Source organism: Pyramidobacter sp. YE332 (genome assembly GCF_033060595.1).
Lineage (GTDB): Bacteria > Synergistota > Synergistia > Synergistales > Dethiosulfovibrionaceae > Pyramidobacter.
In genome coordinates this window covers 166,424-180,492 of record NZ_CP133038.1, presented here as the reverse complement: position 1 = coordinate 180,492, position 14,069 = coordinate 166,424, and the positions used below count along the sequence as shown (strand labels likewise).

Annotated in this window: 13 protein-coding genes; 3 read left to right on the top strand and 10 right to left on the bottom strand. The window is 57.8% G+C overall.

Translation table 11 applies throughout. The features are described from left to right. Positions 1 to 31 precede the first annotated feature (31 nt). From rbr to dnaA, 8 genes are all read right to left on the bottom strand, one after another. Entirely contained in the window at positions 32 to 574 is a 543-nt protein-coding gene (gene rbr / locus RAH42_RS00875; protein ID WP_078015218.1) for a rubrerythrin, read from the bottom strand. 125 nt (positions 575 to 699) lie between these two features. Further along, positions 700 to 1,440, bottom strand: coding sequence for a pseudouridine synthase (locus tag RAH42_RS00870; protein ID WP_240496085.1), 741 nt, complete (start codon positions 1,438 to 1,440; stop codon positions 700 to 702). A 127-nt stretch (positions 1,441 to 1,567) separates the two neighbouring features. Then, positions 1,568 to 2,053 carry a DUF721 domain-containing protein gene (locus tag RAH42_RS00865; protein WP_078015216.1) on the bottom strand — a complete coding sequence of 162 codons (486 nt, stop codon included), beginning with the start codon at positions 2,051 to 2,053 and terminating at the stop codon, positions 1,568 to 1,570. A gap of 130 nt (positions 2,054 to 2,183) precedes the next feature. Next, positions 2,184 to 4,061, bottom strand: coding sequence for a tRNA uridine-5-carboxymethylaminomethyl(34) synthesis enzyme MnmG (gene mnmG, locus RAH42_RS00860; RefSeq protein ID WP_078015215.1), 1,878 nt, complete (start codon positions 4,059 to 4,061; stop codon positions 2,184 to 2,186). 16 nt (positions 4,062 to 4,077) lie between these two features. Next, entirely contained in the window at positions 4,078 to 4,650 is a 573-nt protein-coding gene (locus RAH42_RS00855) for a hypothetical protein (RefSeq protein ID WP_078015214.1), read from the bottom strand. Positions 4,651 to 4,738: 88 nt separating this feature from the next. Next, the gene (gene recF / locus RAH42_RS00850) at positions 4,739 to 5,797 is read right to left on the bottom strand and encodes a DNA replication and repair protein RecF (protein ID WP_317539756.1); all 1,059 of its coding nucleotides are present in this window, start codon (positions 5,795 to 5,797) and stop codon (positions 4,739 to 4,741) included. Positions 5,798 to 5,803: 6 nt separating this feature from the next. Next, positions 5,804 to 6,961, bottom strand: a complete 1,158-nt coding sequence (dnaN, locus tag RAH42_RS00845; RefSeq protein WP_078015212.1) for a DNA polymerase III subunit beta — start codon at positions 6,959 to 6,961, stop codon at positions 5,804 to 5,806. 248 nt (positions 6,962 to 7,209) lie between these two features. Continuing rightward, the gene (gene dnaA, locus RAH42_RS00840; RefSeq protein ID WP_317539755.1) at positions 7,210 to 8,493 is read right to left on the bottom strand and encodes a chromosomal replication initiator protein DnaA; all 1,284 of its coding nucleotides are present in this window, start codon (positions 8,491 to 8,493) and stop codon (positions 7,210 to 7,212) included. Between the two features lie 348 nt (positions 8,494 to 8,841). Between dnaA and RAH42_RS00835 the strand changes: the two genes are divergently transcribed. Together RAH42_RS00835 and RAH42_RS00830 are read left to right on the top strand one after the other, a co-directional pair. After that, positions 8,842 to 10,248, top strand: coding sequence for an aminotransferase class V-fold PLP-dependent enzyme (locus tag RAH42_RS00835; RefSeq protein WP_317539754.1), 1,407 nt, complete (start codon positions 8,842 to 8,844; stop codon positions 10,246 to 10,248). A 167-nt stretch (positions 10,249 to 10,415) separates the two neighbouring features. Beyond that, positions 10,416 to 10,796 (top strand): nitroreductase family protein, encoded by a 381-nt coding sequence (locus RAH42_RS00830; RefSeq protein WP_317539753.1) that lies wholly within the window; start codon positions 10,416 to 10,418, stop codon positions 10,794 to 10,796. A gap of 122 nt (positions 10,797 to 10,918) precedes the next feature. On the opposite strand, the gene RAH42_RS00825 is transcribed toward RAH42_RS00830, so the two are convergent. Together RAH42_RS00825 and RAH42_RS00820 are read right to left on the bottom strand one after the other, a co-directional pair. Further along, entirely contained in the window at positions 10,919 to 12,145 is a 1,227-nt protein-coding gene (locus RAH42_RS00825) for a PocR ligand-binding domain-containing protein (protein ID WP_120372518.1), read from the bottom strand. Then, entirely contained in the window at positions 12,138 to 13,202 is a 1,065-nt protein-coding gene (locus RAH42_RS00820) for a response regulator (RefSeq protein WP_158606293.1), read from the bottom strand. Before RAH42_RS00820 ends, RAH42_RS00825 begins: the two co-directional genes overlap by 8 nt. A gap of 161 nt (positions 13,203 to 13,363) precedes the next feature. On the opposite strand from RAH42_RS00820, the gene RAH42_RS00815 reads away from it, so the two are divergent. Continuing rightward, positions 13,364 to 14,053, top strand: a complete 690-nt coding sequence (locus tag RAH42_RS00815) for a cysteine hydrolase (protein WP_078015206.1) — start codon at positions 13,364 to 13,366, stop codon at positions 14,051 to 14,053. Positions 14,054 to 14,069 lie beyond the last annotated feature (16 nt).

Genomic DNA, 14,069 nt, shown 5'->3' with positions numbered 1-14,069 from the left:
GGAATGAGCCGCTTTTTTGTATTCGCAGATTTTAATAATTGTTCGCCTTGATCTGGAAATACGCCTGCGGATGAGCGCAGACGGGACACACCTGCGGCGCTTTCTTGCCGACGACGATGTGACCGCAGTTGGCGCACTGCCAGACCATGTCGCCGTCGCGGGAGAAGACCAGACCGTTCTCGACGTTGGCAAGAAGCTTGCGGTAACGCTCTTCGTGTTCCTTCTCGATGGCGCCGACCATCTCGAAAAGCTTGGCGATGCGGGTGAAGCCCTCTTCGTGGGCGGTTTTAGCGAAACCGGCGTACATGTCGGTCCATTCGTAGTTCTCGCCGGCCGCGGCGTCCTCGAGATTCACCGCCGTAGTGGGGACGTCGCCCTCGTGAAGCAGCTTGAACCAGATCTTGGCGTGCTCTTTCTCGTTGCCCGCGGTCTCTTCGAAGATCCTGGCGATCTGCTCGTAGCCTTCTTTTTTGGCTTTGCTGGCGTAATAGGTGTACTTGTTGCGCGCCTGCGATTCGCCGGCGAAGGCGGCCTGAAGATTCTTTTCGGTCTGAGTGCCCTTGATGTTTTCCATGGTAAAAGTCCCCCTTCAAATTCAACGTGCGGATTTTCCGCGAAAATCTCTGCCTGTTCCCCCCGGAACCCGTTCAATATAAGTTATTCCGATAAAATTTGTCAAGACTAACAGTTTGCTCTCCCCTAAAAAGCCTCTTCGGGAAGCAGATAGCGCCACTGGCCTGACGGCAGCGCTCCCAAGCGCACCGAACCGACGCGCACGCGTTTGAGCGCCAGCACTTCGAGGCCGACAAGGGCGCACATGCGGCGGATCTGGCGCTTTTTTCCCTGATGGAGGACGAAGCGCAGCTGATCGTCGTTCTGCCACCGTACCTGCGCCGGCAAAAGCTCTTCGCCGTCGAGTCTGAGGCCGTGGTTGAGCAGCGCCAGGCCGCGTTCGCTCAGGCTTCCGGCCACGCGCACGAGATATTCCTTTTCCACAAAGCTGTCTTCGCCGATGAGGCGCCGCGCCACGCGCCCGTCCTGAGTGAGCACAAGCAATCCAGTGGAATTGACGTCGAGCCGCCCGGCCGGAACGAGGTTCTGCAGCTGACGGAAGTCGAAACGCCGCGGCGACGAATCGCGGCTCCAGCGGTTTTCCGAGCGGATCAGCACGCGGGCGGGACGGTAGCCGTCTTCGGCCTGGCCGGAAACATATCCCAACGGCTTGTGCAGCAGGACCGTGACGCGGCGGCTCTGATTCCGTTCGGCGGCGCGGTCCATTTCGATACGATCGCGCTCCGTCACTTTCTGCCCGAGCACGGCGGGAACTCCGTTGACTCTGACGAATCCGCGCGAAATATATTCGTCGGCTTCGCGCCGGGAACAAAGGCCAAGTTGGGCCATGCGCTTCGAGAGGCGCATTTCCGCGTGCAAGTTATTCACAAATTATGCACCTCCGTTTGTGGATAAGCGAGAAGTTTTACCGCACGAAACGCCCCATATCATTTCTTCATTACAAAGATCGAACCTTGCGGCACTTTGAGAGAGCATGAATCAAAAATATCAGAATTCAAACTTCGTTCTTGCGCCCATCGCCCCAGCGCGCCCGCGCCGCAGCCTCCACACGGGCCAGAGACAATGCCGTATCGGGATCCTTGACGGTCGCTTTTACCCGGTTCAAGGCCTCCTCGACCATTTCCGGCGAAACCTGAAGCCGGCGCGGCGGCGCGGACGCCCTTTTGCGAGGGCGCTCAAGGCGCGACACGACGGCGCGGACGCCCGGCAGTTCGAGGCCGGTCAACTTTTTCACGCGGCGCAACAGCGTGCCGGCGCTCAATTTAATCATCTGCGCCGCGGCCGGCGACTCGCAGGCGACGATCAGTTCGCCGCGTTCGAGGCGGTCCGGACGGGTCGAAGCGAAGAGCTGCGGGCCAACGATCGTGAGCCACTGGCGTTCCATGTCGGCCAGCTTAAAAGCGACCTGAAAAGCCGACGGCAGGTTATGGGCGATCACGGAACCGACTGCCCTTGGGCCGAATGCCCGATCCTTCGCCATAGTCTCACTCCCTTTCACAATAAACGGAGAAAAATGACATGTTTCACAAAACCTGTCTCCACAAGTGTTTTTGAAAAATGTTCCACGTGGAACATTGATCCGCCGTGGAACATTCCGGAATTTTCAGCCGTTATTCGCGACGACGAGCGCGCTCGCTCAGATAGAGGGCCAGATGCTGAAGATCGGTGGGAGTGACGCCGGAAATGCGGCTGGCTTGCCCCAGCGTCATCGGACGGATGCGTTCGAGCTTTTCGCGGCTTTCGGCCAAGAGTCCCCGAAGCTCACCGTAGTCGAAACCGACGGGGATCTTCATGCTTTCAAGGTGGAGCATCTTATCCACCGCTGCCTGTTGGCGGGCAATATAGCCCAGATATTTGACCGCGGTCTCGACGTTGGTGGCTTCTTCGCCTTGGAGGCCCCCATCGGGAACGATACGGCGCAGCAGCTCGTAGTTCACCTCGGGATGGCGCAGCAGCTCGGCGGCGGTCATGCCGCGCTCCAACGGCCGCAGTTTTTCTTCCGCCAGCACTGCATTGGCCGGCGCCGGAGCGACGTGAACGCGTCCCAGAGTTTCGACCTCGCGATCCTCGCGTTCCCAGCGCTCGCAAAGCAGGCGCCACTTTTCGTCGCTCAGAAGGCCGAGACGGCGCCCGATCGGGGCGAGACGGCGGTCGGCGTTGTCGTGACGCAACAGCAGACGATGTTCGCACCGACTTGTGAGCATGCGGTACGGTTCGCGGGTGCCTTTGGTGACCAGGTCGTCCACGAGCACGCCGAGATAGGCCTGATGGCGCCTCAACACCAGCGGTTCTTCGCCGCGCAGCGACAGCACGGCGTTGACGCCCGCCAACAGCCCCTGCGAAGCCGCCTCTTCGTAACCGGAGGTGCCGTTGATCTGGCCGGCGCAGAACAGGCCGGGGAGACACTTCATCTCAAGCGACAGCGAAAGCTGCTGCGGATCGATGGCGTCGTACTCGATCGCGTAGCCGGGGCGCAGGATCACGGCGCGTTCGCAGCCTGGCAGCGTACGGGTCATGGCGATCTGCACGTCGAAGGGCAGGCTGGTGGAGAAGTTCTGCACGTAGATCTCGACGCTGCCGCGCGCCACCGGCTCGAGAAAAATGGGATGGCTGTCCTTCTCGGGAAAAGCCATCACCTTCGACTCGATCGAAGGGCAGTAACGCGGCCCCACGCCGGTGATCTCGCCGTGGACGATCGGCGAACGGTCGAGATTGTCCTTGATGATGCGGTGCGTGCAGGCGTTGGTGCGGATCATGCCGCAGCTGATCTCGCGGCGGACTTTCTTTTCGTCCCAGAAGTCGAATCCGACGGGACACGTCTCGCCTTCCTGAAGCTCGATATGGCTCCAGTCGATGCTGTCGCGGTACAGGCGCGGCGTCGTGCCTGTCTTGAGGCGCTGCATGGCGATACCCAACTCCGCCATCGATTGGGAAAGCCCGACGGCAGGCTGCTGCCCCATCGGCCCCGAGGCGAAATTTACCAGGCCGACGTGGACGCGACCGCCCAGATGCGTGCCAGTCGTCAGGATCACGCGCGGCGCCTCGAAGCTCAGCTGAAAGCGCGTCTTCACGCCCTTGAGCCGGTCGTTTTCAACCCACAGCGCGTCGACCTGGTCCTGGAAGACGCGCAGATTCGGGCAATTCACCAACTCCCGCAGATAATAATCGTGGTAATCGTGCAGGTCGCACTGCGCGCGCAAAGCGCGCACAGCCGGCCCCTTCGAGGTGTTGAGCCAGCGCATCATCATCGCGGCGGCGTCGGCGGCTCGGGCCTGAACGCCGCCCAGCGCCGAAATTTCGCGCACCAGATGGCCTTTGGCCGGACCGCCGATGGAAGGATTGCAGGGCATATGGGCGACGTGATCCACATCCTGCACGATCATCAAAGTCTGCGCGCCCATGCGCGCCGCGGCGAGGGCCGCTTCACAGCCGGCATGGCCGCCGCCGACGACGATAACGTCAAACTTGCTTTCGGGAAAAATCTGCACGGAGGCACCGAAATCCTTACTTGCGGCTGGCGTCCTCGTAGCTGAGCACGGTGTCGTTGCGGGACAGCGAACGATTCTCGAAAAGAACGACGGACTGGCGCCCGAATGTGCCGGTGCTCCACTGGTAGCCCGAAACCGCGCCGTCAACGGTGTATTCCGTTTTGGCAGCGCCGTATTTACGGGTCAGCATGGCATTGAGCTCCATAAAATTGCGGCTGAAGGCGAGATACTTCTTTTCTTTTTTCTTGTTTTCGGCGGAAGAACCCTGAGGCGCGGCGGCCGGCAGCTGCTCCGCTCGAATAAAGGCGAAGCGAGCCAAAAAGAGTCCCCGTTTTGAAAAGCGCAGCAGCAGATGGCCTTCGCGGCCGAAGAAGTTGACCTTGTAAAAAGCCTCGTGGTAGTTGGGAACGTAGCTGTACTCGCACAGCAGCGCGGCGTTGTTCTGCTCGGTCATGATGCGGGCGGCCTCCGCGACCGGCGTGCCGAACTTCATGCCCCAGACGCCGTCGATCGTGTCGTCGATTTCGGCAGCGTCGGCTCCCGCGGCCATGACCGCGGCAAACAAAAGCGCCAAAAGAATTTTCTTCATAATGAAATTCCTCCTCAAATAACGGAAACGAAATTTCCAGCGCAAGCCGGTTTTATTCATCAGGATTCATCAATATCTTTAAACCCGTTCAATCAAAGCGTTGGATCTTTCCTACCGACACCAGCCAGCGCGCCCCTCCAGACCACGGCAACGTTGTTTCCGCCGTGGCGGCGAAAACCTGCCAGTTGCTGCGCCGCAAACATTCCATCAGCACGGTACGCCCGGCCTCGTCGAGCTCGGAGGCGACTTCGTCAAACAGCAGCACAGGCGACGCGCGATTGCGCCGCTCCACCGCCGAGGCCGCGGCCATTATCAGCGCCAACGCGGTGCGGCGGCGCTGGCCGCGGCTGAGAACCTCCGGCGCCGGACGGCCCTCGCAGGCGAGGATCAGGTCGTCGCGGTGCGGGCCGACCAAGGGGAGCCCGGAAGCCCGTTCCCGTTCCGCGAGGATCGCGCAGGAACGGTGAAAGTCTTCCAAAAGGTCATCGGCATTGCCGCCCCCGCCTCTTTTTAAGTTCAGGCCGATGGTGCGTGGCAAAAGATCGCGCCATTTTTCCAGATGAACTCGCAGCGCCGCGATCACTTCGAGACGACATTCCCAGAGCCACGCGGATAAATTGGCCATGGTCTCCTCGGTGACGCGCGTCGAATGCCCGAGACCGAGCAGATGGCGGCGATGCTGCATGATCTTGCGGTACTCGGAAAGCTTGTAGGCGTACAGCGGGAAATAAAGCGCGCAGAGCAGGTCGAGAAAGCGTCGGCGCACGGACGGCGCGCCCTCGATCAGCGCCATGTCCGACGGCAGAAACGTCAGCGACGGCACGCAGCTTCTCAGATCGCCCCAGCGGCAGGATCTGCCGTCGAGACGCAGCGAAGCTCGGATCGTGATCACAGCTTCGATCATGACTTCCCGCTCGCCCGTCGCCTGCGCCGCCAGAGAAGCGCCGCCTTCCGAATCCCACTTCACGGTGTCGGCGCATTTCGAACCGCTGAAGGCTCCCCAGCCGGTGACGACGTGGAGAGCCTCGAGAACGTTGGTTTTGCCTGCGCCGTTGGCTCCATTAAGCAGATTCAGCCCCGGATCCCAGGCGATGAGCGCGTTTTCCAGATTGCGAAAATTGCGGAAGCGCGTCTGTGCGATCCGCATGCCGCCTTAAGACTCCCCGGCCGTCTCAGAGGCATCCATGGACTTGAGCTTGATGGGCATGAGCATGTAAATGAAATCCGTGCCGCCCGGGCGCGTGATCATCATCTGCCCTTCGGCGCCGTTGAAAGCCAGTGTCACATCGCTGCCGTGGAACGCCTTGATACCGGCCATCAAATAGCCGACGTTGAACGCCACCTTGAGCGGCTCGCCGCTGATGGAAGCGTCAACGCTTTCGTTGGCTTCGCCGATCTCGGGGGCGCGGCCGCTCAGCTCCATGCCCGCTCCGGGCGACAGCGTCAGAATGACGACGCGGCTGTTGTCGCCGACGACAATGTTGATGCGGTCCAGCGCCTGCATGAAGCCGACCCGCTCCGCCTGCATCTGCGTGGTGCTGGTGTCGCTGAGGATGCGCTCGTAGTTGGGGAATTTGGAGTCGATGCAGCGCACGGAATACTGTACGCCCGGCATGTTGAAGTAGGTTACGGCGCCGTCCTGAAGCACTTCGACCTCTTGATCGGGCGCAAAGCTGGTCAGGATACGCTGATATTCTTCAAGCGATTTCAGCGGCAGCAGCATCTCCCGAGCGGAAGATGCCGCATCGGCGTTTTCGATCACGGTCTTCGACAGCGAAAGGCGGCGCCCATCGGTAGCGACGACGCGCAGTTCGCCGCCGGCAATCTGCATCAGACCGCCGGAAAGGTACTTGGGAAAATCTTCGTTCGGCGCCCCGGCAATGCCTCCTTCCGCCAGCACACGCGAGAGTTCGCCGGCGGAAACGCGGGTAAACTCCTCGGCGGCGCGAGGCGACGGCAGATCGGGAAAATCGCCGACGTTGTAAGTAGTAAAGGAATAATGGCTGCGTCCGGCGCTGATCGTCCCTTTTTCGTTGTCGACTTCGACGGTAAAAGGGCTGACGGCGATCTTCTTGAAAAGTTCGCCGACGACTTTCAAAGGCAGAATCGCCTTGCCGGGCTCAAGGACGGTCACGCCTTCGGCCTTGACGCGGATCGTCGTCTTCAGATCCGTGGAGTTCAGCATCACGCCCGTCTCGTCGGCGACGCAAAGCACGCTGGCCAACGTTGCCATCGTGCTCTTCGTTCCGGTGACTCTTTCGGCCATGGACCAATATTTCATGAATTCATTCTGGACGATTTCGAGTTTCATCTGTGGAAAATCCTCTCTTTCATTTGACGTGTTCTTCGATTTATGAGTCATAAAAACCGTAAAAGCCGTAGTAGGTCCCGTGAATAGTGTGGATAAACAGGAGATTCATAGAAAAAAACTGAGGTAACGCTGTGGAAGGTTTTTCGGACAAGCTGTGGAAATTTATCCACACTATGCACATTTTTTTGTGATTCTGGAGAATCAAGACGGTTATCCACTGTTGAACCTCCGGAAAATCCTCCTCTTAATCACAGCTTTTTGTTGATGTTGTCCACAATCTTTTTCACACGGGCGTCTTCCTTCATGAGCATCTCGATTTTCTTCAGCGCGTGCAGCACCGTGGTATGGTCCTTTTTGCCGAAATCCTTGGCGATTTGCTGCAAACTGGATTCCGTGTGAGTCCGGCACATGTACATGGCCACCTGACGGGCCAGCGCCACTTCCGCCGTGCGGCGCTTGCCGCAGATGTCCTCGGGAGAGAAGCCGAACTCGCTGGAAACCACGTCCATGATACTCTGAAAAGTGAGGGGGCCGCGGCGGCCGTTGCCGATCACGTCTTTGAGCCACTCCTGCGTGTTTTCGATGGTGATCGGTTCCTGCGAAAAATTGGCGCTGGCGATGACGCGATTCAAAGCGCCCTCGAGCTCACGAATGTTGCTGGGGATGTTCTCGGCGAGGAAACCGATGACGTCGTCATTGACGGGAATGCGGCGCTGCTCGGCCTTTTTCTTGAGGATGGCGATGCGCGTCTCGTAATCAGGCTGCTGGATGTCGGTCACCAAACCCCATTCAAAGCGGCTGATAATGCGATCCTCGATGTCGCCAAGCTCTTTGGGCGGTCGGTCGGAGCTGAGCACGATCTGCTTGTGTTCGGTATGAAGGTCGTTGAAGGTGTGAAAGAACTCGTCCTGCGTGCTTTCCTTGCCGGCCAGAAACTGGATGTCGTCGATCAAAAGGATGTCCACGTGGCGGTATTTGGCGCGAAATTCCGCGGTGCGGGCGTTTTTGATCGCCGTGATCAGCTCGTTGGTGAACTTCTCCGAGGAAAGGTAGGTGACTTTTGCGTTCCCGTTTTTCCCCTGTGCATAATTGCCGATGGCGTGCATCAGGTGAGTCTTGCCCAGCCCGACGCCGCCCCAGATGAACAGAGGGTTGTACGCTTCCCCCGGGCTTTCGGCGACGGCCAGGCTGGCGGCGTGGGCGAGACGATTCGACTTGCCGACGACGAACGAGGTGAAATCGTACTGTCGGTTGAGACCATTGGGGCTGATCGGAGGGTGCGGCTCGGGATGCGGAAGCGTCTCTTCCGCACCGGCGGTCTTGCTGTCGTAGACCAGATCGATGCCGCTGCCTTTTCCTTGACGTTGCATCACGCTTTCCAGTGTCGCCAGGAAGCTGTCCTTGACTTTTTTGGCGACGAAGGAGTTTCCTGCGTCCAGCACCAGCCGGTCATCTTCCATACGGAGGGCGGAGCAGGATTTGAGCCAGATGTCGACCGTCTGGTTCGGCAGGAGCGGGGCGGCTCCTTCCATGATTTGCTCCCATATTTCTTCTGCGTTTTTCATCGTCACAAACTCCTACTTTGTGTTTTACCGTTCCTGAACTCAAGAATAATCCAGTCTTATTATCCACAATTGGACGAGAGTTGCAAGAGTTGTTCACAAGAACTCGACAATCGAGATTTTTTATGGGGAAAGCATCGAGAGAGAAGGAAAAAATCTGGTGTATAATTCAGATTGATCTTGCGAGAACTTTTTATTATGATAAGTAAAACTTTTTCGATCTGATTCGATCTGATTTGAAGAAGCGAAAAATTCCGACGGACAGTTGTTTTATCTTCGCTTCCGTTTATCGATCATTCGCTGGAAGGGGTAATAATCATGTCGATCTATTTCAACAACGCGGCCACCACGTGGCCAAAACCGGACTGCGTCGCCCGCGCCATGAGCGACTTTCTCGGTTCCGGCGGCGCCAACCTGGGGCGGGGAACCGCTTCGGCCCGCGACCTCGGCACCATGGATCTGGTTCTGGAGTGCCGTGAACGCGTGGCGCGGCTGCTGGGCGGCTACGAAAACGCGTCGCCGGTTTACGTGACCTTCACGGCCAATGTCACCGAGTCGCTCAACATAGTGCTGAAGGGCTTTCTCAAGCCCGGCATGCGTGCCGTCACCACTTCCATGGAGCACAATGCCGTGACGCGCCCATTGCGCCATCTGGAAAAGAACGGCGTCGAACTGAAGATATTGCCCTGCGACCGGCAGGGATATCTCGATCCCGAAAAACTGGCGGCCGCGCTTGACGCGAAAAAAGCCGATCTGGTTGTGCTCAGCCATTGCAGCAACGTCTGCGGTTCCGTTCAGGACCTCGAAGCTTTCGCCGCCGTCTGCCGGGAGCGGAGCGTGCGCCTTGTCGTCGACACGGCGCAGACGGCCGGACTGATACCGCTGAACGCCGCGGCGCTCGGTCTGGCGGCGCTATGCTTTACGGGTCACAAGGGGTTGATGGGGCCGCAGGGCATGGGCGGCATCGTCTGGCAGCCCGAGTTTGCGCGCCTCTGCGAGCCGCTCGTCGAAGGCGGCACCGGCAGCTTCTCGCACGTGGAAACGCAGCCGGAAGCCATGCCCGATCGTTTCGAGAGCGGCACGGGAAACTTACCGGGCATCGCCGGTCTGAACGCGGCGCTGAAATGGATCGAAGAGCGCGGCGTCGACGCCATCCGCGCCCACGAGAACGAGCTGGGTTCCCGATTCCTTGCCGGATTGAAAAAGCTGGACGGTTTGATTCTTTACGGTCTGCCGGAAATGGTCGACAAAAAACGATTGTCCGTCTTTGCCGTCAACTTCGAAGGCGTGGACAACGGCATTCTCGCCGCCGAGCTCAGCAGCCGCGGTCTGGAAACGCGTCCCGGCCTGCAGTGCAGCCCGTGGGGCATCGGACGCTGGGCTGTTTTCCACAGGGGGCGCTGCGCCTCAGTTTGGGCTGTTTCAACACCTCCGCTCAGGTCGACGAAGCGCTGCAGATCTTGGCCGATTCACTGGCGGCCGTACGCGCCCCAAAGCTGCCGGCGCAATGAACGTGCCGGAAAGCTGATCGTTCCGATCCCTGCAGACACTGTTTGCAGGGATTTTTTCGTAAGGAATGTTCCACGTGGAACATCGGCGACAAACGTTTTTCGACGCCGGAGCGGCTTCGGTCAGGTCTTTTGTCGGAATTTTTGCGCAGTGTATACTCCGTTTTTGCTGTATTCTCCTCATCCCTGTGCTATAATACGCTTACGTATAAAATAATACGTAATTGCTATGGTATTGGAGGGTGTCATCATGAATGAGACTTTGACGAACATTATGGCTCGCCGCAGCGTCCGCAGATACACCGACGAATCGGTCTGCGAATCGACGATGAAACTTGTCCTCGCGGCCGCCTGCGCCGCTCCCAGCGCCAAGGGGAACGGCCGGTGCGTTTTGTCGTGCTGGATAAAAAACAGATGGGTTCTCTGGCCGAAAAAGTTCAGCAGAAAGATCCCTTCCGCGAAGGGCAGTGGGGCATTGCCGTCCTCGCCGATCTGCGCGGTTACGACAGCGGCCTGGCCTGGATCGAAGACGGAGCCGCCGCTATGGAGAACATGCAGATCGCCTGCAGGTCGTTGGGGCTCGGCTCGCTCTGGTACGGCGTCTACCGCCGCGCTGCCAAGGAGCCGGCGGTCCGCGAGTTTTTGCAGCTACCTGACGGCGTAGAAGTTCTCGGCATCACCGTGATGGGCTATGCCGCCGAGCATAAAGAAGCCTACAGCGGCGTGGACGAAAGCAAAGTGCGCTACGGCGTCTGGAGCGAATAGACGGCGATAGCGATTCTTTGTCTCAGCAGCGGAGTTTTTTGGAAACAGTTTTCCTGATTTTTTGATGGTAAAAACAAGGGATGCGGCGAGCGCAATTCACTCGCCGCATCCCTTGTTTTTGTTCAACGCTTATTTTTTATGGTGATCGCGATAGTTGTCCCGCAGCCGAGGCTGCTTTTGACGGCGATCGTGCAGCGCGCGCCGAAAAACATTCGCAGCCTTTCAAAACAGTTGTTCATGCCGATATGGATTTTGCCGCCGCGCGGAAGTTTTTTCGAGGCCAGTTCTTCCAGGATGGCGCCGAGCGTGTTTTCGTCCATGCCCGCTCCGCTGTCGCGGATTTCGATCGTGTATGCCGAAATACCGGCGCGGCAGACGATATCCAACTCGCCTCCATATTTGTGCGTCGGGTTCAGGATCCCGTGTTCAAGCGCGTTTTCGACAAAGGGCTGAAGGCTGAAAAACGGGATCGTCAAGGACTCCGATTTTTTATCGCAATCAATATGATATGCCAGATTTTCACCGAATCGGTATCTCTGGATCCGCAGGTAATGGCGTATGTAGTCGAGTTCCTGTTTGAGCGTCACTTTGGCCGCCGGCCGGGACAGAGCGTAGCGGAGCATCGACGAAAACGACTCCAGCATTTCTTGGGCCTGATCGTTTTTTTTCATGCTCATGAGTCTGGAAATCGAGTTGAGGACGTTAAACGTGAAATGCGGCATGATCTGCTTCTGCAAAGCCTCGAAGCGGGCCAGGGCCAGCTGGTTTTTAAGGTTGATCAATTTTTTCTGGTTTTTCAGCAGCTCGTCCGTCAGATGCCCGACGTGCTCCTGAATCTGCGTGTAGGACTTTTGCTGAAGGATATAGTTGGAAAAATTTTGCAGGGCGCGCGCCGTTTCCTGGATCTGCTTCAGGCTGAGAATGGGGATCTCGCGGTAATACGACGCATACAGCTCGTTTTCGCGCCACAGTTGGCGGGTCGCCTGCTCGTCTTGAGGAAAAGGATGGTTCCCTTCGCAAATGACCTGTCCGGCGGTGATCGCGCCGATCAGTTCGCCGTCCAGCGTCAGTGGGATCTCGATGTTGACCAGGCCGGCGTGGCAGATGTAGATGCCGGGGCGCCCCTCTTTCAGCGCGATCCGGATGGCGTTCTTGTTCGAACACTGGCAGCGCGCCCCGTCTTTCGGATCGGCGTTGATGGCGCGGCAGAAACGGGAGAAGTTGCTTCCCTCGCCGATGTGCCGCCCTTCCTTGTCTACGAAAACGACGCCGAAGCCCGTCGCATAGGCGAAAGACTCCTGCAGTTCCCGCTGCAGTTTTTCCGGGATAAGATCGGCAAGTTCACTCACGGTATTTTTCCTTTCTGTACCGGGCGGGCGTCAGGCCGTATTTCTTTTTGAAATTCCGAAAGAATGTCGATACGTTTTGAAATCCTGAGCGTTCCGAAATCTCCTGCATTGTCATCCTGCTTTGTAGCAGAAGCCGTTCGGCTTCTGCAAGACGTTTTCCGTTGACGTACTGCTGGATCGAAACGCGCTGAGTCCTGCGAAACAGCCTCTCGACGTAGTCTTCGCTCAAAAAGACGAGTCCTTTCAAATCGCCGGCGCCGACGTCTTCCCGGAAATGTTCGTCCAGGAACTCCACAATGCGCCGTATCGGCGCGGCTGAATCGCGAAAAGAACTTCTGACGGCGGAAAGGATATTGTCAAGGCAAGAATTGGCGAGATCGGCGATCTCCGGCATGGTGGGCGTCTGCGAAATGCGCGTCAGGATCCGGTCGCACAGGCGTTCATCAGCAGCGCTCATGGAAACTGAGCCAAGACGGCACGCTTTCATGACGTCGAACAGAACGTTGAGGACGTGCAGCCGATAAACGTTTAAACTCAGGTTCTTTCCAAGCGAAGCGCGGATCTCGCTCAGCACGCTCTCGCACAGCGCGCCGTCCTTTGTTTCCAAAGCTCGGGCGAAGTTTTCGGCGGCTTCCGTCGGAAAAGCGTCCAGAAGAGAGCGGAACGTCTCCTGACCGTCGCGTTCAAGAGGCCGCGGCGTAAAACGGGAACGCAGCAGGGAAAATATCTCGCTTTCCGACGAGGGCTTCAGCAGATAGGCGTCGACGCCGCAGTCGATGCCTTGCTGCGCGTACTTGAATTCGGCAAACGCCGAATTCAGCACGATAAACGTTTGAGGCAAAGCTTTTTTGATCTTTCCCGCCGCGGCCAGGCCGTCCAGCAGCGGCATGCGGATATCGAGAAACGCGACGTCGGGACGATGCAGAAAGGCCAATTCGACGGCGGTCCGCCCGTCCCCGGCCTCCGCGACGACGTGAAAATCTTCGAGGCGGTTCAATAAATTTACGAGAAATTCCCGCTCGATCATCTCATCTTCAGCAATCAGTACGGTATGCATCTCTTCTTGCCTTTCTGTCGCAAATTTGTGGATTTTTATTGCAAAATAGTGAGCATATAACTTTTTTTGACGATGGAAAGTCGCTTTCATGAATTGTCAGAAACGAGGTATTTGCTGATAATGGTGCTATCTTAACATATCTTTTTATTGGAGGGATTCTTATGAAGGTGAACGATCGGTACTGTTCTTTCTACTATGAGCTGGACGACGACTACTGCGGTATCGAGATCGACCGGGACAGGACGGCGCTGCTCATCGTCGATATGCAGTATCATTTCCTCACTCGTCCGAAGTTGGACGAGAACTCGTCCGAGCGTGAAAAAGCCTACTATGCCAAATGGGGCTGCTTTTACGACCGGGTCGAAAGAGAAGTCGTCCCGAACAATCAAAAACTGCTGGCCGCTTTCAGGGAAAGGAACATGTTTGTTTCCCACGCGCGCATCACCGGTCAGCTCGAGAGCGGGCGCGAACGTTCTCTCGATCAAAAAGCGACCGGGTACAACGAACTGCTTCTGCTTCCCGGCATGCCTTCCGCCGAAATCGTCGAGCCTCTGAAGCCCGCCAAAAACGAGCTGGTCGTCATGAAGACGACCGACAGCGCCCTGACGGGGACTTCTCTGCGTCTGATGCTTCATAACTGCGGCATCGATACGGTGGTCGTCACCGGCGTTTTGACGGATCAGTGCGTTTCCGGAACGGTGCGCAGCCTTGCCGACGAGAGCTTCAAGGTTTGGCTGATCGAAGACGCTTGCGCCGCGTCGACCAGGGAGATCCAGGAACACGAACTTTCCGTACTGAACAACATTTACTGCCACGTCGTCACTACGGAAGAGCTTATCGGCGCTCTTTAAATTCTGTTGAAGCGGG

Coding starts and splice junctions, on each gene's coding strand:
- rbr (WP_078015218.1), bottom strand. CDS start 574: ATGGAAAACATCAAGGGCACTCAGACCGAAAAGAATCTTCAGGCCGCC.
- RAH42_RS00865 (WP_078015216.1), bottom strand. CDS start 2,053: ATGGCGAAGGATCGGGCATTCGGCCCAAGGGCAGTCGGTTCCGTGATC.
- RAH42_RS00855 (WP_078015214.1), bottom strand. CDS start 4,650: ATGAAGAAAATTCTTTTGGCGCTTTTGTTTGCCGCGGTCATGGCCGCG.
- recF (WP_317539756.1), bottom strand. CDS start 5,797: ATGCGGATCGCACAGACGCGCTTCCGCAATTTTCGCAATCTGGAAAAC.
- dnaN (WP_078015212.1), bottom strand. CDS start 6,961: ATGAAACTCGAAATCGTCCAGAATGAATTCATGAAATATTGGTCCATG.
- dnaA (WP_317539755.1), bottom strand. CDS start 8,493: ATGGAAGGAGCCGCCCCGCTCCTGCCGAACCAGACGGTCGACATCTGG.
- RAH42_RS00835 (WP_317539754.1), top strand. CDS start 8,842: ATGTCGATCTATTTCAACAACGCGGCCACCACGTGGCCAAAACCGGAC.
- RAH42_RS00820 (WP_158606293.1), bottom strand. CDS start 13,202: ATGCATACCGTACTGATTGCTGAAGATGAGATGATCGAGCGGGAATTT.
- RAH42_RS00815 (WP_078015206.1), top strand. CDS start 13,364: ATGAAGGTGAACGATCGGTACTGTTCTTTCTACTATGAGCTGGACGAC.